Origin of the sequence: Primorskyibacter marinus (assembly GCF_003313245.1) — a bacterium.
In the GTDB taxonomy this organism is placed as follows: Bacteria; Pseudomonadota; Alphaproteobacteria; order Rhodobacterales; family Rhodobacteraceae; genus Primorskyibacter; species Primorskyibacter marinus.
Window position 1 is genome coordinate 15,676 of sequence record NZ_QJSD01000018.1, and the last position, 18,974, is coordinate 34,649.

16 protein-coding genes and 2 pseudogenes are annotated in these 18,974 nt (G+C 60.3%); 7 read left to right on the top strand and 11 right to left on the bottom strand.

What is annotated here, in order from left to right; genetic code table 11:
- Nucleotides 1-32 precede the first annotated feature (32 nt).
- From DMZ65_RS16260 to DMZ65_RS16285, 6 genes and pseudogenes are all read left to right on the top strand, one after another.
- Nucleotides 33-1,445 carry a TnsB C-terminal domain-containing protein gene (locus tag DMZ65_RS16260; protein WP_157960614.1) on the top strand — a complete coding sequence of 471 codons (1,413 nt, stop codon included), beginning with the start codon at nucleotides 33-35 and terminating at the stop codon, nucleotides 1,443-1,445.
- A 2-nt stretch (nucleotides 1,446-1,447) separates the two neighbouring features.
- Nucleotides 1,448-2,263 (top strand): AAA family ATPase, encoded by an 816-nt coding sequence (locus DMZ65_RS16265; protein ID WP_025031068.1) that lies wholly within the window; start codon nucleotides 1,448-1,450, stop codon nucleotides 2,261-2,263.
- 81 nt (nucleotides 2,264-2,344) lie between these two features.
- Nucleotides 2,345-2,956, top strand: a complete 612-nt coding sequence (locus DMZ65_RS16270; RefSeq protein WP_089852579.1) for a recombinase family protein — start codon at nucleotides 2,345-2,347, stop codon at nucleotides 2,954-2,956.
- Between the two features lie 32 nt (nucleotides 2,957-2,988).
- A pseudogene (locus tag DMZ65_RS16275) lies at nucleotides 2,989-3,402 on the top strand (IS66 family transposase); the annotation flags it as partial.
- Nucleotides 3,403-3,770: 368 nt separating this feature from the next.
- Nucleotides 3,771-3,935 (top strand): annotated as a pseudogene (locus DMZ65_RS16280) (transposase); the annotation flags it as partial.
- Between the two features lie 78 nt (nucleotides 3,936-4,013).
- Complete coding sequence (locus DMZ65_RS16285; RefSeq protein WP_084355015.1) at nucleotides 4,014-4,193, top strand: hypothetical protein; 180 nt, start codon at nucleotides 4,014-4,016, stop codon at nucleotides 4,191-4,193.
- Nucleotides 4,194-4,272: 79 nt separating this feature from the next.
- Here DMZ65_RS16285 and DMZ65_RS16290 read toward each other — a convergent pair whose 3' ends face one another.
- From DMZ65_RS16290 to DMZ65_RS16310, 5 genes are all read right to left on the bottom strand, one after another.
- Nucleotides 4,273-5,925: a Na/Pi cotransporter family protein gene (locus DMZ65_RS16290; RefSeq protein WP_332871584.1), complete on the bottom strand. Its 1,653-nt coding sequence runs from the start codon at nucleotides 5,923-5,925 to the stop codon at nucleotides 4,273-4,275.
- A 32-nt stretch (nucleotides 5,926-5,957) separates the two neighbouring features.
- Nucleotides 5,958-6,800 (bottom strand): EamA family transporter, encoded by an 843-nt coding sequence (locus DMZ65_RS16295; protein WP_084355013.1) that lies wholly within the window; start codon nucleotides 6,798-6,800, stop codon nucleotides 5,958-5,960.
- 126 nt (nucleotides 6,801-6,926) lie between these two features.
- Nucleotides 6,927-8,384: a phosphonoacetaldehyde dehydrogenase gene (gene phnY, locus DMZ65_RS16300; RefSeq protein WP_232825040.1), complete on the bottom strand. Its 1,458-nt coding sequence runs from the start codon at nucleotides 8,382-8,384 to the stop codon at nucleotides 6,927-6,929.
- Nucleotides 8,381-9,640, bottom strand: a complete 1,260-nt coding sequence (phnA, locus tag DMZ65_RS16305) for a phosphonoacetate hydrolase (protein WP_084355012.1) — start codon at nucleotides 9,638-9,640, stop codon at nucleotides 8,381-8,383. Before phnA ends, phnY begins: the two co-directional genes overlap by 4 nt.
- A 19-nt stretch (nucleotides 9,641-9,659) precedes the next feature.
- Nucleotides 9,660-10,847, bottom strand: a complete 1,188-nt coding sequence (locus DMZ65_RS16310) for a 2-aminoethylphosphonate--pyruvate transaminase (RefSeq protein ID WP_084355011.1) — start codon at nucleotides 10,845-10,847, stop codon at nucleotides 9,660-9,662.
- A 134-nt stretch (nucleotides 10,848-10,981) separates the two neighbouring features.
- Between DMZ65_RS16310 and DMZ65_RS16315 the strand changes: the two genes are divergently transcribed.
- Nucleotides 10,982-11,830 (top strand): LysR substrate-binding domain-containing protein, encoded by an 849-nt coding sequence (locus tag DMZ65_RS16315; protein ID WP_084355010.1) that lies wholly within the window; start codon nucleotides 10,982-10,984, stop codon nucleotides 11,828-11,830.
- A gap of 137 nt (nucleotides 11,831-11,967) precedes the next feature.
- Here DMZ65_RS16315 and DMZ65_RS16320 read toward each other — a convergent pair whose 3' ends face one another.
- The 6 genes from DMZ65_RS16320 to DMZ65_RS16345 all read right to left on the bottom strand — a co-directional run bounded on the left by DMZ65_RS16320 (nucleotide 11,968) and on the right by DMZ65_RS16345 (nucleotide 18,973).
- Nucleotides 11,968-12,789, bottom strand: coding sequence for a helix-turn-helix domain-containing protein (locus tag DMZ65_RS16320; RefSeq protein WP_084355009.1), 822 nt, complete (start codon nucleotides 12,787-12,789; stop codon nucleotides 11,968-11,970).
- Nucleotides 12,790-12,904: 115 nt separating this feature from the next.
- A complete protein-coding gene (locus DMZ65_RS16325; RefSeq protein ID WP_328588534.1) occupies nucleotides 12,905-13,696 on the bottom strand; it encodes an inositol monophosphatase family protein in 792 nt (263 codons plus the stop codon).
- A complete protein-coding gene (locus DMZ65_RS16330) occupies nucleotides 13,693-14,412 on the bottom strand; it encodes a glycerophosphodiester phosphodiesterase (protein ID WP_084355007.1) in 720 nt (239 codons plus the stop codon). The genes DMZ65_RS16325 and DMZ65_RS16330 overlap by 4 nt, the downstream gene beginning before the upstream one ends.
- Nucleotides 14,405-15,775, bottom strand: coding sequence for an alpha-glucosidase/alpha-galactosidase (locus DMZ65_RS16335; RefSeq protein WP_084355006.1), 1,371 nt, complete (start codon nucleotides 15,773-15,775; stop codon nucleotides 14,405-14,407). The genes DMZ65_RS16330 and DMZ65_RS16335 overlap by 8 nt, the downstream gene beginning before the upstream one ends.
- 16 nt (nucleotides 15,776-15,791) lie before the next feature.
- Complete coding sequence (locus DMZ65_RS16340; protein WP_157960660.1) at nucleotides 15,792-17,306, bottom strand: sulfatase-like hydrolase/transferase; 1,515 nt, start codon at nucleotides 17,304-17,306, stop codon at nucleotides 15,792-15,794.
- Nucleotides 17,303-18,973, bottom strand: a complete 1,671-nt coding sequence (locus DMZ65_RS16345) for a dipeptide ABC transporter ATP-binding protein (protein WP_084355004.1) — start codon at nucleotides 18,971-18,973, stop codon at nucleotides 17,303-17,305. Before DMZ65_RS16345 ends, DMZ65_RS16340 begins: the two co-directional genes overlap by 4 nt.
- Between the last annotated feature and the right edge of the window lies 1 nt (nucleotide 18,974).

Consider the following 18,974-nt stretch of genomic DNA (forward strand, 5'->3'; position numbering starts at 1 on the left):
CGTTCCCCTTTCGGACAGATTGGAGATGCAGAATGGACGAAGCGATGCGCCGGTTCGCCGCTCTGCGACCCCATCTGGAAGAGGGCGTTTCTCTGACCACTGCCGCCCGCGCGGCCGATGTGCCGATCCGGACGGCGCAACGCTGGTTGTCGCGATACAGGCTGGAAGGTCTGGACGGATTGAAGGTCAGAGCGCGATCTGATCGCGGCACTCGCAAGCTACCCGGGCCACTGATCACTTTGATCGAGGGGCTCGCGCTTCGCAAGCCCCGGCTGTCCTGTGCCGCAATCTATCGACGCGCTGAAACTGTTGCCAAAAGCAGGGATTGGTCAGTTCCATCCTATGGCACCGTTCATTCCATCGTACAGGCACTCGGTCCTGCGATGGTCACGCTAGCGCAGGATGGGGCGTGCGCCTATCGAGACCGCTTCGAGCTGATCCACCGACACAGAGCGAGCGCACCGAATGCGCTCTGGCAAGCGGATCATACGATGCTGGATATATTGATCATCGACGCGAACGGAAAATCGGTGCGGCCTTGGCTGACTGCGATTATGGACGACTATTCCCGCGCAATCGCTGGATACCTAGTATTTCTCGGCGCACCGTCGGCTCTGCAAACGTCCTTGGCGCTTCGACAGGCCATCTGGCGCAAGCTGAATCCGGACTGGCCGATCTGCGGGATTCCAGAAATTCTCTATGTCGATCACGGGAGCGACTTCACATCAGAACATCTCGAACAGGCAGCTGCCAGCCTGCGGTTCCAGATCATCCATTCCGCCGTAGCGCGACCGCAGGGGCGCGGAAAAATTGAGCGTTTTTTCGGCACATTGAACACCGAACTGCTTCCGGAGCTCTCCGGCAACGTCGTGAACGGGAAACCAGCAACATCGCCGAAACTGTCGCTGGCCGATCTCAATGCCGTCATCGGCGCGTGGATCACGGAGACCTACAATTCTCGCACTCATCGCGAAACGGGGCTGCCGCCGCTGACGTCGTGGTGCGCCGACGGTTGGCTTCCTCAAATGCCCAACACTATTGACGACCTCGACCTGTTACTCGTCATGGTCGCAAAGCCTCGGCTCGTGCGCCGCGACGGTGTGCATTTTCAAGGGCTGCGCTTCATGAGCACGATCCTTGCTCCCTATGTCGGCGAAAGCGTCACGATCCGATATGATCCGCGCGACCTTGGTGAGATCCGCGTCTTCCACAAGAACCGCTTCCTGTGCCGCGCCATCAGCCCGAAACATGCCCATGAGACGATCACGCTGAAAGACATACAGACAGCCCGTGCGGCGCAGCGGCGGGCCCTGCGCCAGCAGGTTAATGAACGGGTCGGCGTCGTTGCGGAATATTTCCCGGAGGGAACAGCCCGCAGGACGACCGAGACCGCGCCTCGACCGCAACGCAAGTCGAAACTCCGAACCTATCAGTCTGATGATTGACAATGACGGGACAGCGCAATGGCACATTCATCGCCACGAAAGAGCATCGCCGCTTTGTCGAGTTCGCAGCTGCGGTGCAGAAACACCGGTATATCGGAATCTGCTTCGGCACGGCTGGTGTCGGAAAAACGATGTCGGCGCGGCGTTTCGCCCGGTGGGACAAGGCCGAAGCGCTCCTGACGGAGTGGGGGCCACGCGACGCATCGGACGCCATCGCCTATGAGGCATTGGCCAAGTCACGCACAGTTTTCTACACACCGACAGTCGGCGGCCCGGTTCGGGAGGTTCGGGAAGATTTACGCCGTCTTATAACCCGCGCAGAAGGTTCCATCGATCTGGCGCTCAATCCGAGCATGGTTATTCCGGAACGCCATGCTCAAGGGTCTATAGAAGTTCTGGTAGTCGATGAGGCCGAACGACTTTCGACGCAAAGTCTTGAACATGTGCGCGATATCTTCGACCGGACCGGTATCGGCGTTATCCTGATCGGAATGCCCGGCCTGGAACGAAAACTGGAACGCTATCCGCAGCTCTACAGCCGGATCGGCTTCGCACACCACTATCGCGCGCTGAAGGGGGATGAACTGACCTTCGTCCTCACCCGCCACTGGCGAAAACTCGGCCTGCAACTGGACGCCGCCGACTTTACTGATCACCAAGCGATCGCATCCATTGCCCGCATCACCGGCGGGAACTTCCGGCTGCTGCATCGCCTCTTTGTCCAAATAGAACGCATCCTAAAGATCAACGAGCTATCACTCGTTACTGACGACGTCGTCGAGGCCGCACGCTCCACGCTGGTAATTGGCGCCACTTAGCGCTGAAGGAACACCGCCAGATAACGCTGGGGATCACAGCGCCGATTTTCGCCAAATGTCTCAAACGATCGTTTGCGACACATGCTGATCGGCTACGCGCGGGTCTCCAAGGCCGACGGAAGCCAGTCGCTCGACCTGCAGAGGGACGCCCTGATCGCAGCGGGCGTTGGCGAAGATCAGATCTACTCGGACAGAGCTTCCGGGAAGAAGGACGAGCGGCCCGGTCTCGAGGCGTGCCTGAAGGCCCTGCGGGACGGCGACGTGCTGGTGATCTGGAAGCTCGACCGGATGGGCCGCAGCCTGCATCACTTGGTGAAGACGGTCGCCGGTCTCTCCGAGCGCGGCATCGGGTTGAAGGTGCTGACTGGACAGGGCGCCCAGATCGACACGACTACCGCCCACGGGCGGCTGTCCTTCGGTATCTTCGCCTCACTCGCCGAGTTCGAGAGCGAACTTATCCGGGAACGGACGATGGCGGGCCTCGCCGCTGCACGGGCCCGGGGACGAAAGGGAGGCCGCAAATTCGCGCTGACCAAGGCCCAGCTGCGCATGGCGCAGGCCGCGATGGCCAACCGCGATACCTCCGTCTCCGAGCTGTGCAAGGAGCTGAAGATCAGACCGGTAACGCTCTATCGGTATGTCGACCCAGAGGGAAACCTGCGCGAGAATGGGAAACGGCTGCTCGGCGCTTAGCGTAGGATTTCACACTCTCCCGCAAACGACCCCATTGCTGGGCGCATGCCCGCCGCAAGCTGAAAGAAATCTTCGACCGCGATGGGTCTGAGATCGCGGCCGAGGGCTTGCGCCAGATCGCCGAAATCTACGCCATCGAGAAAGACATCCGCGGCACATCCCCCGGCCAGCGCTTGTCCGCCCGACAAGCCCGCTCCGCCCTGCTGGTCGCGGCCTTCGGCACCTGGCTGCAAGCAGAGCGCCTGCGCGTCTCGGCCAAGTCACGGCTCGGCGAAAAGCTGGCCTACATCGCAAACAACTGGGACGGATTGCAAACTTTCCTGACCGATGGCCGCGTCGAGATCGACTCGAACAACGTGGAAAATCTGGTTCGCCCAATTGCCCTGAATCGCAAGAACGCATTGTTCGCCGGTCACGATGAAGGCGGAGCCGCCTGGGCCGTATTGACGAAAGGCGAGCGATATCGCCCCGCGGCGCTTGTGGGCGCATAGACACGCAACCGCGCAACAAATAGGAATCTGCGAGCGAGGAGGAGATGGACCAACGACCAATCGGCGTCTTGTCAGTCTGACGGGGAGCATGGCCCCCCAAGAGTGCCGATGAGCTAACGAGACACAGGACGCGCGACTTCCCATCTTGGTCAGGGGCAAATCGAATGGCCCCATTGAAAGACCGAATACATAGAAGCAGGGTCAAAGGGACATCAACAAAACGCTTGCAGGGGAAGGCAGTTCATACATACCCCCCGAAATTCGGACACAGACATAAGCTACGATTTGCAGTCTGCTGATCTTCGACGAGAAGGAGATCAGAGATGTCAAAACGCAAGCAGAACGCGCCGGCGTTCAAGGCGAAGGTTGCGCTGGAGGCCCTGAAGGGCGAGGAAACCGCAGCCGAGCTGGCGAGCCGGTTCGGGGTGCATCCGACGATGATCCATCAATGGAAGCGGGCATTGCTCGAAGGCGCCTCCGGTGTGTTCGAGCGCGGCGCTCGGCCATTCCGACCTGTGTCAGACCTGCTGCTTTTCGAGCATTGATCAGCGCCTTGCAAAAACGATGTGACCTGTGCTTCTGATCGTCTTTGTCATGCCGCCGGGTCACCTCTTTCGGCGCAAGCGGTAATCCCCGAAACCGTGCCGATGCTGCTTTGGGCGCTGCTGGTGCCCGGCGGCAAGGTCGATGGCTGGGAGACACCTTCTCGGTCGCTCGAGCCAATGCCCCTTGGCCTTGTCGCCTGAGATGATGAACCTTCACATGCTCGGACCGCGCCGCCAGGGAATTTCCACAGCATTCGCGATACGCCCCCATTGATGCGATCTAACGCTGGCGCACTTCGAGGTCTTCGTAGTTCTGTTCGATGAGCCGCGTTTCAAGCAGTTGGCCTCCACGATGGAGCAGCGGATAGGCTGCCGAAGACAGGTGGCTGTTGAAGTCCCTGATGCCGCCCGCCGTTTCGAGATGAATATCGCTGGAGGCAAAGCTGATCTGGACACCTTCGCTTAACCGTTTCAGATGTCGCTTGCGGCTCTTGCGTTCCAGGCGCGTCATTTCCTGTTTTTCCTCCAGAAGCAGCCGGGCGCTTTCTAGATCATCCGACACCAGCAGATTAGACGCAAGGACGATGTTGGCCAGCGCATGATCGTGCATCCGGTTCAGCTCGCCCGCGCCGTCCTCGGAAAAGCGCACGCCTTTTTCGGATCTCTCCCGGGCCAACGGGACCAGCCGTTTCGCCACGATATCACCCGCGGCTTCCACGGCGATGGCGTATTCGGTCAACTCGCGCACTGTCTTGGTGTCAGATTTGTTCAGGGAAACGCGCTGCAGGGCAGCGGCGTAGCGGCGGATCTCGTCGAGGGCGGCGTTCACGTGAGTGTCCTTGGCAATCACGCTACGCGCCGTATCAGCATTGAACTTGCTGTAGAGATCCATGACTGGCCGCATCATCGTCTCGACCAGTTGCACCATGCGCAGAACCTCGCGGCGCAGGCTGGCAATCGCGACATGCGGCCTGTCGAAAACCGTGTCGTCCAGCACGCTGCGATAGAGCGGCGACTGATCGTCGATGCTTGGCGGATCGTCCGGCAATAACGCCCTGAACGGCACCTCGAGCCAGTTGGAAAAGACGATCAGCGTAAGCAGCAGCGCATTGAACAGGATATGCGTGTTGATCAGCGTCTGCGCCGAATCCAGCGAGCCGATATAGGGCAGGATACTGGTCTCGTTCAGAACGAAGAGAGCCATGATCGCGCCGCTGCCCCGGACGACGATATTGGCCAGAGGCACGCGCCGTGCCCGGTTCTCCATGGATCGGGTCAACCACACGGGGATCAGGGCGCTGCCGAGATTGGCCCCCAGAACCAGCGAGACTCCGGCCGGCACAGGAATCGCTCCGATCGAGACCATCGTCACGCACATCAGGATCACTGCGACGCTCGAATGCATAGCAAAGGCCAGGCTGACGCCGACAATGAAGGCCGTCACGAAATCGCGCGCTAAGTAGTCGGCAATTGCCGGCAGGAAAGAGCTGTCGCGTATCGGATCCATGGTCTCGCGCAGGAACCTTAGCGAAATCAGAATGAAGGCGATGCCCAAGATGATGCGCCCGGCCTGGCGCAGGGGCCTGCGTTCCGATTTCACGAACAGACCGCCCCCCAATGCCAGCAAGACAGGCACCAGCCAGCTCAGATCGAAGGAGAACACCTGGATCAGCAAGGCGGAGCCCAGGTCCGCCCCCAATACCACCGACAGTCCCGCGCCGAAGGATATGGCGCTGACCGCCGTGAAACCGGAGACGAGAAGCGCAACCGCGGCCGAGCTTTGCAAGATGATCGCGAGCACCAGCCCCGATGCGGCGGCACTCACCCGGTTGCGGCTTGCGGTCAGGGCGCGTTTGAAGGACGGTCCGAAGGCGCGTTCTATCCCGGTCCGGACCATGCGCACCGCATAGAGTAGCAGCATCGTCGCGCCCATCAGCTCGATGACGAAGGCTAGGATCTGCATGATCAGACCCTTGCGCCGACCGAAAGGGCCACGCCCGCAGCCACGACCACGGCAGCTATGATCCGGCTGCCCCGCGGTCCCTCGGCAAACCACAGAACACCAATCAAGGCAGCGAAGATGACCGAGGTTTCGCGCAGGGCCGACACGATGCCGAGCGGGGCCGTCGTCTTGGCCAGCAGAACCAGCCCGTAGGCCGCGCCCGAGACGATGCCGCCGGTCAGCCCGATCCAGATCGCCTTGGACGACATGGCGCGAAACCTCGACCAACGCGTGCCAAAGACGTAGAGCACCACAAAAATCTCGGCGGCGAAAATCCAGCCGATATAGCTGCCCGGATTGTTCGAGACCCGGATCCCGATGCCATCGACGATCGAATAGCTTGCGATCACCGCGGCAAGACCCACTGCCGCCACCAGTCCGCTGCGGGCCGCTCGACTGGCGAAAGCTTCGCTCGCAAGCAGCATGATCCCGCCGGACACCGCGAAGACTCCGATCCAAGCCGTCAACGGCAGGTATTCGTCGGCCCAGATCACCGCCCCCAGCGCGATCAGGACCGGGGCGAACCCGCGCGCGATCGGGTAGACGACGCTCAGGTCTCCGGTGCGATAGGCCATGTTCAGTAAGATGTAGTACCCCCAGTGGATGACGGTGGTCGCCACGATATACGGGAAGGCCGCGCGGTCGGGCATGCCGTAGAGGTAGATCAGCACGCACCCCGGCACGACATGGCCCGAGGCGACGAGGCCCAAGACCAGCGTCCTGTCGCCGGCACCCTTGACGATGGCATTCCACAAGGCGTGCAGGAAGGCCGCGAAGACCACGATGAAAAAGGTTTCGCCGCTCATGTCGCGGTCTTCGTTCGCATGGCCGTTTCGGGCCGGCCGGCATGTGGCAGGAAAGAACGGGGGGCCGTGAGGGCCGTGGGCAAGGCACGGGTCGCGGGGGCCCGGCCTGTCAGCTCGATATTCACGCTATTCGGGCCATGGAAGGGAGTAGGTCTTGACGTTGGTGAAGAATTTCATCGCTTCGATGACACCTTCCTTGACCCCGTTTCCGCTGTCCTTGATGCCGCCGAAGGGTGACATCTCGATCCGGTAGCCGGGCTGTTCCCAGATATTGCAGGTGCCGACCTCAAGCCCGTTGATATAGGAAATAGCCCGGTTCAGGTCGTTGGTGCAAACGCCCGAGGACAAGCCGAAATCCGTCGAGTTCGAGATCGCCATAACCTCTTCATCGATATCGGAAACGCGTACGATCGGGATGATCGGCCCGAAGGTCTCTTCCATGACGAGCTCACTGTCGTGGGGCACATGATCCACGACGATCGGCGGCAGGAGAGCGCCGCGGCGTTCCGGGTGATAAAGGATCTTCGCGCCGTCCTTCTCGGCCTGCAGCACCCTGTTCTCGAACAGTTCGGCCGCCTGGGAATGGATCACGCAGCCCAGCTCCGTCTCGGGATCGCGCGGATCGCCGAACTTGATCCTCCTGGCCTTCTCCAGCACCAGCGGCACGAACTTCTCGGCCACACTCTCCTGCACCAGAATGCGCTTGATGGCGGTGCAGCGCTGGCCGGAGTTGCCGGTGGCACCGGCCACGGCGATAGTGGCAGCTTCCTCAAGGTCGGCGTCGGACAGATCGTTGCAGATGATCAACGGATCATTCCCACCCAACTCAAGCGCCTGACGCTTGTAGCCTGCCTTGGCAGCGATAATCTTGCCGACCGGCACCCCGCCAGTGAAGGTGATGATGTCGATGTTCTCGTTGGTGATCATCTCGTCGCCAATGTCCTGAGGCATGCCGGTCACCACTTGGAACATTTCCGGCGGCAGGCCCGCCTCGTAGAGGATGTCCGCCAGCGCAATGCAGGTCAGCGGCGTCAGTTCCGTCGGCTTGCAGACCATGCAGTTGTTGGTTGCAATCGACGGCGCGATCTTGTGGCTGACCATATTCAGCGGGTGATTGAAGGGCGTGATCGCCGAAATCGCGCGGACTGGCTCGCGCTTGGTGAAGATCTTGCGCGCCTTGCCGTTGTGCGTGAGATCGCAGGAAAAGATCTCGCCATTGTCCTTCATCGCCTCGGCGGCGGCGAATTGATAGACGTCCTGGGCCCGCTTGGTTTCATAGATCGCATGCTGGTGGCAGATACCCAGCTCCAGCGTCAGCCATTTTGCCAGTTCGTCGCGTCGCTCGCCGATCAACTCCCGTGCCCGTTGCAGGATCTGGCTACGCTCATAACGGCTCAGCCGGGGCCGGTAGTTCGCCGCGATCTCGAACGCGCGGCGGGCGTGTTCGGCGGTCCCGGCGGGCACGGTGCCTATCACCTCGTCGGTATAGGGAAAGAGCACCTCGACCACGTCGTCGGTAAAGACGACTTCGCCACCGATGCGCATGCCTTCGCTGCGGATGCGCGGATTCGTCATCGTGTTCATGCCGTGACATCTTCGAATGCGGCGGCCTTCGTTGCATAGTAAAAAGCATCGAAGTTGCGAAGCACCGGGGTCGAGGGCAAGTCCAGAACCCGGTTGCAGATGAACGGAACCTCCTGCTCGGTAAGCCCGCCGTGGCTACGCAGAGGCTCGTTCAGGGCGGCCAGATCGTGACGGTGCTCGGAGGTGCCGACGGTCATGTTTTCGGTCGAGATCATCACGATGTCACCGATCCGGTCCGCAGGCAGCTCGAAACGCTCGACTGCCTCGCTGCGGGTCATGGCCTCAAGGATCTCGGGCCGGGCCGCGAGCTTGGCGATGATCTCGGACACATTGGTGCCCTCTGGCAGGTAGGCGGTGGCAAATCCTCCGAGCGCGCCATGGTGCACCACATAAGGATCGGTGATCGGAAGAATGACACGCGCCGCCGCCTCGCCCAGCCACGCGTCAAGCAAATCCTGGACATAGATCACCTGGGGGTCGCCGTTGGCGTCGTGCTTGGGCTTCATGCCGTGATCGGCGGTCACGACAATGGCCGCTCCCAGCGCGTCGAGCTGCCCAAGATACTTATCGAACATCTCGTAGAACGCCTTGGCCTCAGCCTGGTCGGGGGCGTACTTGTGCTGCACGTAATCCGTGGTGGTCAGATACATCACGTCGGGCTTCCACTCTTCCAGAAGTTTCACGCCGGCGGCGAACACAAACTCCGAAAGCTCTGCCGAATAGACCTCGGGTTGCGCTATGCCCAGCCACTTGCTGGCCTGATCCTGACCGTGCTCGGCGCGTGTTGAGCTGTCAGATTTCTCGGCCGAGAAACATCTGGCGCGGTCTTCGTCGAACTTCAGACCGGCGCCCAGCAGCGCCCGCAGCTTGTCCTTGGCGGTGACGACGGCCACCCGGGCCCCGGCCTCATAGAATCTGGCGAAGATTGTCGGTGCGCGCAGGAAGCGCACGTCATTCATCATTACTTCCTCGCCGGTGTCGGGTTCGAAGAGATAGTTGCCGCAGATACCGTGAACGGCGGGCGGTCGCCCGGTGGCAATCGACAGGTTGTTGGGGTTGGTGAAGGAGGGAATGACCGAATGTGCCAACCGATCCGTGCCATGCTCCTTCATCCGCTTGAGCGTCGGCATCAAGCCGTCGGCGATCGCTTTATCAAGGTACTCTGGTTCGCAGCCGTCAAGACAGATCGCGATCGCACAGGTGCCGGGTGCCGAATAGGTGCGGTCGTTCGCCTCGACCGTGGAGGTGATGGTCATATCGATATCCTTGTAAGTACTATGCTGCGAGTTTCTTGCGCTCATCCAGCGCGGCCTGCGACGGGGCCGCGGTCGCCACGCCCATTTCCTCGAGCGTCTGCTTCGCGGCGGTCACGACCTGGCGCATGACATGCTCGTCCATTTGCCCGATACAGCCGACGCGGAAACTGTCCACCACGGTCAGCTTGCCGGGATAGATGATGAAGCCCTTGTCCTTCATACTCTGGTAAAAGCGCACGAAATCGAATTTCGGATCTGCCGGACAAAAGAATGTCACGATGATCGGGCTGAGCCAGCGGTCGACCAGAAGGGTCTCGAACCCGATCCGGCGCATGCCTTCGACCAGCACGTCGCGGTTGAGGGTATAGCGCGCGCCGCGACCTTCAACGCCGCCCTCCTCGCGATGCGCCTCAAGCGCCTTGAGAAAGGCCGCGACCACATGGGTAGGCGGGGTGAATCGCCACTGACCGGTCTTCTCCATCGTCGCCCATTGCGCATATACGTCCAGAGAAAGCGAATGACTGTTGCCCTTGGCGGCTTCGATCTCGTCTTTGCGGGCAATCACGAAGCCGAAGCCCGGGACACCCTCGATGCACTTGTTGGCCGAACTGACCATTGACGTGTATTTGACGCGCGAGGTATCCAGCGGCACGGCACCGAAGGCGGACATGCTGTCGATCAGCACCTTGCGTCCCGCGGCATGCGCAGCGTCGGCCAACTCTTCGACCGGGTTCAGAATGCCGGAGCTGGTTTCACAGTGGATGATCAACACATGCGTGATGTCCGGATCCCGCTTCAGAATCGCGGTGACCTCATCACCGCGCGGCGGCAGGTAGTCGCCCTTGTTGACCAAGTGAAAATCCCGGCCTAGGTACTCCATCGTCTGGGCCGCCCGCAGACCGTAGGCACCGTTCGCAAGAACCAGCACCTTGCCGTCCTCAGGAACGAAAGACCCCAGCATCGCCTCGACGCAGTAGGACCCAGAGCCCTGGATAGGCACGCAGTCGTACTCCGCCCGCTCCTCTCCGAGCAGCGCGAGCAACCGGCTACGCATCTCGCGGGTCATGGCCCGGAAATCGTCATCCCAGCTGCCCCAGTCGCGAAGCATAGCCTCCTTGACTTCGAAAGACGTCGTCAACGGCCCGGGCGTGAGCAGATATGGCTCGCCCAGCTTGGGTGCATTTATCTTCGCCACGGCAGTACACATGACAGGTTCCTTGATCTGACGATGTTTCTCACAAGGTCTATGTCCGGCCGAAGTATTTGAAAAATTGTTAATAGCAATGGTATAAAAGGCTGACCCTATATAACAAGGGCGTACATCATAGGGAAGGTCAGCGAGTGAATTACAGCCAGATCAGGGCATTCCATTATGTCGCGGTGAGCGGCGGCTTTTCCCGCGCCGCCGAACGCCTCTCGCTCACCCAACCGGCGGTGTCGGAACAAGTGCGCAAGCTCGAGAGCGATCACGACGTCCTGCTCTTCAACCGCGAACGCAAGCAGATCACCCTGACACCTCTGGCCGAGCAGCTGTTGTTGACAACAAAACAGCTATTCGAAGTCGAGGAACGCATAAATGACCTGCTCTCGGAACGCCGGGCGGCGCTGAAGGGTCATCTCAGGATCATGGTGGATAGCGCCTTTCACCTCACCGACCGCCTGGTGCGGTTTCGAGAGAAATACCCAGAGGTCTCCATCTCGGTGCTGACCGGAAACAGTGAGGACGTGGTGGAAAGCCTGAGAAACTATGACGCAGAGATCGGGGTCGTGGGTAGCCAAGACCCAGGCTCCGACATGCACATGGTAAGCTTGGGCAATTCGGCGATCGTGGCGGTGGCGGCCAAGGCATTTCTGAGCGACCGGATCGATCAGATCCGGCTTTCGGATCTGAAGAGATACCCGCTGATCCTGCGCGAAAAGGGCTCGAAAACCCGACAGAAGCTGGACAGGGAGGCTTTACAAAAAGGTATCACCCTCGTGCCGACTGTGGTCGCTGAGGGGCGCGAAGCGATGCTTGAGATCGTAGGATCCGGACTCGGCATTGGTTTCGTATCTGAAGCTGAATTCGGCAGCGACCCAAGGCTGATCAAGATCGCCCTGACAAATACTGACTTGGCGATGTCAGAGACGCTGATCCACCTAAAGCAGCGAAAGAACCTGCGGATTATCAGGTCCTTCATGAACTGTTGAGTGGTCTACGGAAGAGAGGGAGGAATCAGATTGGCTATCTTGTCGTGAAGTGGGCCCCGCGAGAGCCCTAAACCCACGGCAGCGACGTAAGGAAGTCCAGATGAACCGCGCCGGGTTTGCCGGATGGTTACAAACCCTTAGCTACGGCTCCTGATCTGGCTCGGAGTAAGGCTGGTCTCCGCCTTCATCACCGAATAAAACTGGCTGAGGGAGCCAAATCCAGCCTCATGCGCGATCTGGGTTGCGCTCAAGTCGGTATCAAGCAGAAGAGCCCGTGCGGCAGCCACCTTGGAGCGCCGGATGTAGGACCCCAGTGTGACACCGGTATTGGATTTGAATTTTGTGGTCAGGTATTTGGGATTCATGCCTAGCGCATCGGAGATAGATTGGACCGACACGTTGGCACCATCATCCTGTTGCATCTGTTCGATCACCCGACGCATCAGTTCGCCGAACTGCCGCGATGCCGAGCGTTTGTAGCCGTACGACTCGGTGTTATCGCTCGCCTCGAAATCCAACCGTCGGATAAAGGAAAGCAGCTCGAGCTGAACGATTTGCAGGAGTTCGTCCTCTCCAGAGTTGATGTCCTTGAACCATCGATGGAAGGTCGATTTTCCATAGTTCTCAGGAGGAAATGCGACCTTGGCTTGTCCTTCCAAGTAGTCGGATATCTGTTGGACCGGGAAATTCCACTGGAACGCGCTTTCCAGTGGGATATTGACCACATAGACCTCACCGTGGATGTCGCTTTCCGCGACACGATGCGGAAAGGCCGCCCAGAAGACCGCGACTTGCCCGGTATCCACCGCGATCATGTCACTGGTCATTTCATATGTGATGGGAGTGCCGGCACAAAACACGATTTCAAGGTGCATGTGCCAATGGGATCGCGGCATCACCGTGGGCACGCGTCGAATGGCGCGAAATTGGCCGGTCTGGTCCCCGGGTGAAAGAAACATCGCTTTATCCTAGCGGCTGCGCCGGACACACCGCAGGCAAGGATGCAGATCGCCCGCGTCAATCATTGTACCGACATATCGATGTGACCATCCCAGCCTCAACTGCCCCGCTGCATCATTTATCCTTGAACGCCGAGTCAGCCAATTTTTGAACCTCTTCAAAAACGCCCGGCGCGGCTACAACTATCCGGCCGCCATCTCTTAATATATCAGCCGTGCTTTGATGTTCGATCCGACCGCCCGCTTCAGAGATCAATAACTGCCCAGCCAAGCAATCCCAAGCATTCATATGTTCTTCGATGTAGCCAAGAAAGCGCCCGGAGGCGACATAAGCTAGGGACAGAGCCCCGGACGCGTTGCGGACGAATACGCCGCCCCGTGCCAGGAGCAATTCGATGAGACGAACAACGCCGCGTGCATCGCGACGGTTCGAATATCCAAGTCCAAGGCTGCCACTGAGGAGATCCGTTCCTCTACCGATCTGTAAAATCTCTCGGTTCATCCAAGCACCTTTCCCCTCCATCGCAACAAACAGCTCGTCGTGACAGGGGTCGTAGATCACGCCGCAAACCGTTCTGCCGTCCTGAACTCCAGCCAGCACCACCGTCCAGGCCGGAATGCCCGAGACGAAGTTCGTCGTGCCGTCGATTGGGTCAATCACCCAGGTGAAGCCAGACGTGCCTTCGATCGGGTCGTGTTCTTCACCGATCACCGCGTCGTCTGGAAATTCAGAGCGCAAACGCTCGCGCATGAGCAGTTCCACCGCGTGGTCGGCGGCGCTGACGAAATCCTGGTGACCCTTGCGGGACACGCAAAGATTTCCAAGGTCGGCGAAATAGGCCCTGGCGAGGCGTCCAGCAGCACAAGTGATTTCGGCCGCCATTTCACTGCGAATCTCGGGAGTCACATCGGGTCTCCACGACTAACAAATCTGTCGGGCCGGTCGGTGTTTATCAGATCGATGCCCCAGGAGTTCAGTGTGTAGACCTCCTGATCGGTACCGTATTGGGCATAGACCATGGGACTGGCCCCGGCGTTACGTGCCTCGTCTGCAAGGACGCGGTCGTGCAAATCCGTTTCGAACTCGATGACATCAGCCGCATAGGCTGCCAAAGCCTGATCGACCGAGGCATGGTCTCGGGCCCGGACCATTAACCGCAGTTCTGGATGGGTTTTCTTGAGCCAGGTCAATACAGATGGATCAAAAGACCAGAAAAAACATCTGGGTGTCAGGCCAAACCGATCTACGGCTGCCGCCACCAGCCCGGGATCGGCCTGCTTGATCTCGACCATGAACCCGTATCCTGGTCCGGCCATGGAGAGCATCTCGTTTAGCGTTGGAATGCGTTCGTCGGACGTCTCGCCGGAGGCATCGGTGAGCCAAAGCCGTTTCAACTCAGCCAAAGGCATGTCCGCCACAGCGCCCTGTCCGTCGGTCATCCGGTCCACCGTGGTGTCATGCAGGATTACCGGCTGCCCGTCGGCCGAGGTCTGGATATCAATCTCGACGTAGTCGTATCCGTTTCGAAAACAGCCCGCCGCCGAGCGCAGAGAATTCTCCGGCCCGAACAGCGTGCTGCCGCGATGGCATACCAGTGCCCGTGGTTGCGCGGGACTACGCATTCACGACCAGACCTTCTGTGTCCGAAGCCGCCAGCGCCGAGTTTTCTGCCTCGCTCCACCCATGGGGCAAGTACCCTTCGTGCGCCGCCAGAAGGCTGTCGGTCAGCGCCCAGATCTGCTCAAGGGACAACTCTGCGCCGGTATGCGGATCGAGGGCCAGCGCCTGGTGGATATACTCGCGTTTGCCTGAGACCAGCGCCTCGACCGCGCAGGTCTGCGGCGCGATATTGGTTAGCATCATCGCGGCAAGATGCGCGGGCAGGGCCCCTACCCGTATCGGCTGCACCCCGTTGCGATCGACCAGACAGGGCACCTCGACGCAGGTACCGGCGGGCAGGTTGTCGATCAGGTTGCGGTTGGGCACGTTGCCGTGAATCACCACCGGCTCGCCTGTGACCGACGCGCGGATGATCTGGCCGGCATATTCCTCGCTCTGCTCGACCGCGATGGTGTCTGCGGCAATGAGGTCTTTTTCCATGTTGGCCCAGCGCGCGATCTGTTTCTCACAGCGGCGCGGATAGTCGTTCAGCGGGATATTGAACCTTTCAATCAGCTCTGGCGCATTGGACTTGATGTACCACGGAACATATTCCGAGAAATGCTCGGACGATTCCGTGACGAAATAGCCAAACCGCCGCAGGATATCATATCGCACGCGTTCATCGTCGGGCACCGCATCCGAATGGGCAAAGGCCTGCATCTCAGGGTAGAGGTCCTTGTACCCGGTTGCGTCGCGCAGCTCGAACCGGGTGAAGAACGCCATGTGGTTGATGCCTGCGCATTCAAAGCGGATATCAGCAATGTCCTTGCCGAGGTGCTCGGCCAGCATGGCCGAGGTTTTCTGAACCGAGTGGCACAGCCCGACGACCTTGATGTCGGGTGCTAGGCGGCTCAGCGCCCAGCAGTTGATCGCCATTGGGTTGACGTATTGCAGCATCAGCGCATCCGGGCAGTAGCGGCGCATGTCATTTGCGATGTCCAGTAGCACCGGAACCGTGCGCAGCCCTCGCATGATGCCGCCCGCCCCGAGCGTGTCGGCGATGGTCTGGCGCAGGCCGACTCTGTCGGGCACGTCAAAGTCGATCACCGTAGACGGGCGATAGCCCCCGACCTGGATCATCACAATCACGAAATGCGCTCCCTCCAGCGCCGCCTGTCGATTTGTCGTCGCCGAGATACGGGCATCCGCGCCGACGGATTTCGCGATCTTGCTGGCCACCATTTCCGAGGTCCGCAGCCGCCCTTCGTCGATATCCATCAGCGCGATGTCGAGTTGGCCCAGTTCGGGCATCAGCATCACGTCACCGAGAATCTTCTTGACGAATACGGTGCTGCCGGCACCGATAAATGCAATCTTGGTCATAGCTATCTTCCTTTGTTCACTTCGGTGCCGGCGGAGGCGGCAGGATTCTGTCACTGTGCCGGATGCGGTTGCGCATCTGCCGGGCAAGGTATCTGCGTTCCACGGCGGCGTATTCCGGGTCCGAGGCGATGTTGCGCAGCTCATGCTGATCGCTCTCGAGGTCGATCAGCACCGGGTCGGACCCGGGAAAGAACGCATGTTTGAAGCGCTTGTCGCGGATCACGGTCATCACGCAGTCATCGTCATCCAGTCCGTGCGCACTCAGGTATTCGGACGTCACCGCGTTGCGGTAGGTGAATTCCCAGACCACGTGATCGCGCCAGTCTGCGGGGCTTTCGCCCTTGAGGAAGGGCAGCAGCGACCGGCCATCAAGGTGACCGGGCACCTCGCAACCCAGCCAGTCGAGCAGCGTTGGAATGGTATCGACCGCCTCGCTCAACGCCTCGACGGCATGGCCCGCGCTGGCGCGGAACTGTGCACCCGGGGCGCGGATTATCAGCGGCACATGGGTACATTGATCGTGCCAGGACGCCTGCTGACACAGGTAATGGTCGAACATCATTTCGCCGTGATCGCTGGAGAATAGGATCAGCGTGTCCTCCCATTGTCCGGTCTGTTTCAGCTGATCGAAAAGGCGTCCAAGGTTCGCGTCGATCTCTGCCATCAGGGCCAGGTGGATGGCGCGGATCGACCGCCAGTCCTGTTCGTCAACCTCGGCAATGCGCCCTGCCAAATCCTGATGCACGCTGGCACCCGCGTCACCCTGCGCGATCTGGTGGGCCAGGTAGGGATGCGCCGCGGCTTCCTCGGCGGCGTCCTCGGCGCGGATCGGCGGGGCAAGGTCCGCAGGATTGACCAGACTGTTGTATGGTTCCGGCGCGATCGTGGGGTTGTGCGGGCGGAGGTAGCACAGCGCCGCGCACCACCCCTCGGCCTGCTCGCGTTGCCAGCTCATCAGTCGATCAGTCAGATAGGCCGTATCGCTGTCCTCGGCGCGGTACTTGGCAGGGTAACCCGCTGCGCCGCCGGTAGCATTGGCGCGCGTCCGGTCCGGGTCGTAGACATCAGAATGGTCGGTGTACTCAACACCCTCGGCGCGAAGGTGGGCCAACCATTCATGCGGATTGTTGTCGGGCTGGTGACAGCCGACTTCGAACCCGGGAAGCGGTTGGTAGCCGGGGCCTCGGCGCGGGTCGCCCTCAGAAAACTCACGCGGGTCCAGCGTGGTGTCGGTATAGCCGAACAACGTCGGTGCGTAGCCGCTGTCACGCAGGTAGTGTGCAATCGTCTTGTGCCGCGCGTTCAAGGGCGTGCGGTTCTTGAGGACGCGGTGGGTCTGGGCATAAAGCCCTGTGAACAGGCTCGCCCGCGACGGCGCACAGGGCAGAACCTGCGTGAAATGCTGACGAAAGGACACCGCCTCTCGTGCCAAGGCATCGAGGTTGGGTGTGTAAGATCGTTTTGATCCGAACTGATCGTGACGCCATTGGTCGGCATAGATCAGCAGGATGTTCTTCTTTCTGATGCTCAATTTGCAGTCTCGCTTGCAGGTGTTTCGTAGGGGTTCAGCCGCGGCACGGCAGCAATCAGGTTGGCCGTGTACCTGGCCTTGGGACTCACAAATATTTCCGGGCTTCTGCCGTGTTCGACCACCTTGCCGTGCTCCATCACCACCACTTCGTCACACAGGCTGGAGGTCACGGCCAGGTCGTGGGAGATCAGCAGGATCGACAGGTCCAATTCCGCCCGGAGCTGTTTCAGAAGAGCTATGATGCGCGCCTGTGTCGACACGTCGAGCGCCGAAAACGGCTCATCACAGACCACGAGTTCCGGTGCGACGACAAGGGCGCGGGCAATGGCGATCCGCTGGCGCTGACCGCCGCTGAAGGCATGCGGGAAACGGCCCATCGCGTCGCCCGGCATTTCGCATTTTTCCAGCATGGCGCGGGCCCGGTCGCGGGCCTGGGCCCCGCGAGCCAACCCGTGCTGAACAATCGGTTCGACCAGTGTCTCCTCGATCGTCTGCCAGGGGTTGAGCGATGCATAGGGGTTTTGAAACACCATCTGCGCCTTGCACCAATATTGCTTCAAAGCGCGCGGTCGGAGGCCGGTGATTGTCTGGGTCTCGCCCTGACTAGGGTGAAACTCGATCTCACCTTTCGTGGTGGGCACCAATCCCAAGACGGCACGCGCCAAGGTGGTCTTGCCCGACCCGCTTTCACCGACCAGCCCCATAATGCTGCCGCGCTGCATGGTCACGGAGACATTCGAGAGTACGCGTTTCGGAAACGCCTTCTTGCCGGTAAAGGACGAGGCCCCGGGGTATTTCACCTCGACGTCGCGGACCGTCAGGATCGGATCGTGTGACGTGGTTTCGTCGCGCGCCACGCGCCCCGGCACGGCCATGTGGGGCACGGCCGCGACCAGGGCTTTTGTATAGTCATGGCGCGGGTTTCGCAGCGTACTGCGGGTGGTCCCGGCTTCCACCAGCCTTCCGTTCTGCATGACCAGAACGCGATCCGATACCTGAGCGGCCACGGCCAGGTCATGGGTGACAAAAAGCATGCCTGCCCCGACCCTTTCCTGCACCTGTGACAACAGCCTCAAGACCTGCGCCTGGATTGTCACGTCGAGCGCGGTCGTGGGTTCGTCCGCAATGATCAGTTTCGGGCTGCAGGCGATGGCACGGGCGATCATCGCACGTTGCAACATGCCGCCTGAAAACTCGAATGGATAACGTTCAACGGCAATCTCTGGCTCACGGATGCCGACCTGGTCCAACAGTTCCGCTGCCTTCGCCATGACGGCCGGTTTTTTCATCCGGAAGTGCTGTGTCAACGGTTCCCCGACCTGTTCCCCGATCTTGTGGACCATCGAGAAGGCGCTCATCGGTTCCTGGAACACCATGCCCAGTTCGCGACCGCGCAGCTTATTCATGCGACGCGCAGGTACTTGCGATAGATCCAACTGGCCGAACTGTTCGGAGGCGAATGCAATCTCTCCGCTTTTTATCGCCGTCGATGGAGGCAGAAGTCCTAGCACGGCGAGCGACGTCATGCTCTTGCCCGAGCCGCTTTCGCCGACAAGGGCCACGGTTTCTCCCCGGGCAATGGTCAGGTTGATGTCGCTGACCAACTGGAATTCGGGCCTTCCCGCAAGCGAGATGGTCAGGTCTTTTATGTTGAGTACGTGTGTCATG

Bases quoted from the DNA above. Each gene is read 5' to 3' on its own strand.
- DMZ65_RS16345 (WP_084355004.1), bottom strand. From the start codon at position 18,973: ATGACACACGTACTCAACATAAAAGACCTGACCATCTCGCTTGCGGGA.
- DMZ65_RS16290 (WP_332871584.1), bottom strand. From the start codon at position 5,925: ATGGGCGCGACGATGCTGCTACTCTATGCGGTGCGCATGGTCCGGACC.
- DMZ65_RS16320 (WP_084355009.1), bottom strand. From the start codon at position 12,789: ATGTTTCTTTCACCCGGGGACCAGACCGGCCAATTTCGCGCCATTCGA.
- phnY (WP_232825040.1), bottom strand. From the start codon at position 8,384: ATGAACACGATGACGAATCCGCGCATCCGCAGCGAAGGCATGCGCATC.
- DMZ65_RS16265 (WP_025031068.1), top strand. From the start codon at position 1,448: ATGACGGGACAGCGCAATGGCACATTCATCGCCACGAAAGAGCATCGC.
- DMZ65_RS16335 (WP_084355006.1), bottom strand. From the start codon at position 15,775: ATGACCAAGATTGCATTTATCGGTGCCGGCAGCACCGTATTCGTCAAG.
- DMZ65_RS16270 (WP_089852579.1), top strand. From the start codon at position 2,345: ATGCTGATCGGCTACGCGCGGGTCTCCAAGGCCGACGGAAGCCAGTCG.
- DMZ65_RS16295 (WP_084355013.1), bottom strand. From the start codon at position 6,800: ATGAGCGGCGAAACCTTTTTCATCGTGGTCTTCGCGGCCTTCCTGCAC.
- DMZ65_RS16260 (WP_157960614.1), top strand. From the start codon at position 33: ATGGACGAAGCGATGCGCCGGTTCGCCGCTCTGCGACCCCATCTGGAA.
- DMZ65_RS16310 (WP_084355011.1), bottom strand. From the start codon at position 10,847: ATGTGTACTGCCGTGGCGAAGATAAATGCACCCAAGCTGGGCGAGCCA.
- phnA (WP_084355012.1), bottom strand. From the start codon at position 9,640: ATGACCATCACCTCCACGGTCGAGGCGAACGACCGCACCTATTCGGCA.
- DMZ65_RS16330 (WP_084355007.1), bottom strand. From the start codon at position 14,412: ATGCGTAGTCCCGCGCAACCACGGGCACTGGTATGCCATCGCGGCAGC.